We start from the raw sequence: 1,746 nt of genomic DNA on the forward strand, positions 1-1,746 counted from the left end.
ACCACGAAGACCACCTTGGCGCCGGGCGGGGTGGTGACCAACCCGGACGGCAGTAAGTCGACGCTGAAGCCGGACGGTTCGGTGGACACGACGTTCCCGGACGGGACGGTCCAGAGCATCGGGTCCGACGGGGCCGTCACCACCAGGCGGCCGGATGGCTCGGTCACCACCACGCAGCTGAATCCGGTGGCGGGAAGCTTCTCCACGCCCGGCGGTGGTACCGCCCGCCTCAATTCGGACGGGTCGCTGTCGACCTTGTTCCCTGGTGGTGTCACGGACACGGTCGACCCCAGGACCGGCACGGTGACCACGACGTCGCCGGACGGGACGACGAGTACCAGCTCGCTGAACCGGGGGGTGGAGTTCACCAATCCGGACGGCAGTACGACGACCCTTGGCCGGGACGGGTCGCTGACCACTGTGTTCCCGGACGGTACGACGCAGACGGTCGGTTCTGACGGTGCCCTGACGACCACCCGGCCGGATGGCTCGGTCACCACCACGCAGCTGAATCCGGTGGCGGGAAGCTTCTCCACGCCCGGCGGTGGTACCGCCCGCCTCAATTCGGACGGGTCGCTGTCGACCTTGTTCCCTGGTGGTGTCACGGACACGGTCGACCCCAGGACCGGCACGGTGACCACGACGTCGCCGGACGGGACGACGAGTACCAGCTCGCTGAACCGGGGGGTGGAGTTCACCAATCCGGACGGCAGTACGACGACCCTTGGCCGGGACGGGTCGCTGACCACTGTGTTCCCGGACGGTACGACGCAGACGGTCGGTTCTGACGGTGCCCTGACGACCACCCGGCCGGATGGCTCGGTCACCACCACGCAGCTGAATCCGGCGGCGGGTAGCTCCACCGTTAGTGGCGGCGGCAGCTTGCCGGATCTGCCCGACCTCTACTCCTCCCAGCCCGGCGAGGCCGCGCTCAACTCTGCCGGCTCCGGCTTCTCTTCGCTCAGCTCCGGGGGATCCGGCTCCTCCTCGCTCGGGTCGATCACTGTCCCGGCCGCCGCCGGGGGCAGCTCTTACGAGGAGTACGACAGCACTCCCTACAACGGAGGCTCGCTCCGCGCACCCGCCGCCGAATCCACCGACTCCGCGGCGAGTGCGGCCGAGGGCGGAGTGCCGCTGAACCCCATGGCGATGGGCGGCATGGGCATGGGCGGCATGGGCATGGGGGGCATGGGTGGGGGCGGTGGGGGCGGATCGAACAGCGAACGGGTCCGCAATGTGCTGAGTGACAACGACGGTGCCGCGCTGCGCAGGTCGAGGCCGCGTGCGGCAAGGGCCGATGAGGAAGAGGACGTGGTCTTCACCCGGGGCGGACGCCCCGTCACCACGTCGTCCACGCCTTATCTCCCGACGGGCGACCCGAGTGGTCAGGGTGGCCAGTCCACCGAATCCGGCGACCGCCGGCGGGCCAGCTGGGTGCAGGAGGACGAAGACGTGTGGGGCAAGGACGAAGGAGGAGCTCCGGCGGTGATCGGAAGATGAACAAGGGCAACAGCGACGGCGATAGCAGGTCCCAGCAGTCGGCGGCGCCACTGGCGTCGATCGAGGAGAGGCTGGCGCAGGCCGTGGCCGAACTCGAAGCGACCCAGGAGGCCGTCGCCAGGGCCGAGGCGGAACTGCGTGAAGCTTCCTTCACCGTGCGTTCCCGGGATCGTGCGGTGGAGGTCACGGTGGGCCACCAGGGCGAGTTGACGGAACTGAGATTCCTGGAGGGCAAGTACCGCGCCA

The 1,746-nt window shown here is 69.2% G+C and carries 3 protein-coding genes; 2 read left to right on the top strand and 1 reads right to left on the bottom strand.

Features of this window, described 5'->3' with window-relative positions:
- The coding region (locus ABZZ20_RS36780) for a hypothetical protein (RefSeq protein ID WP_356877402.1) at nt 1-698 on the bottom strand (698 nt) is incomplete at its 3' end.
- Here ABZZ20_RS36780 and ABZZ20_RS36785 point away from each other — a divergent pair.
- The gene (locus ABZZ20_RS36785; RefSeq protein ID WP_356877404.1) at nt 688-1,500 is read left to right on the top strand and encodes a hypothetical protein; all 813 of its coding nucleotides are present in this window, start codon (nt 688-690) and stop codon (nt 1,498-1,500) included. The two genes, ABZZ20_RS36780 and ABZZ20_RS36785, sit on opposite strands and share 11 nt — an antisense overlap.
- Nucleotides 1,497-1,746: YbaB/EbfC family nucleoid-associated protein (locus tag ABZZ20_RS36790; RefSeq protein ID WP_356877406.1), on the top strand; the 250-nt coding region annotated here is incomplete at its 3' end. The genes ABZZ20_RS36785 and ABZZ20_RS36790, both read left to right, overlap by 4 nt.

This window comes from Streptomyces sp. NPDC006430 (assembly GCF_040612395.1).
Lineage (GTDB): Bacteria > Actinomycetota > Actinomycetes > Streptomycetales > Streptomycetaceae > Streptomyces.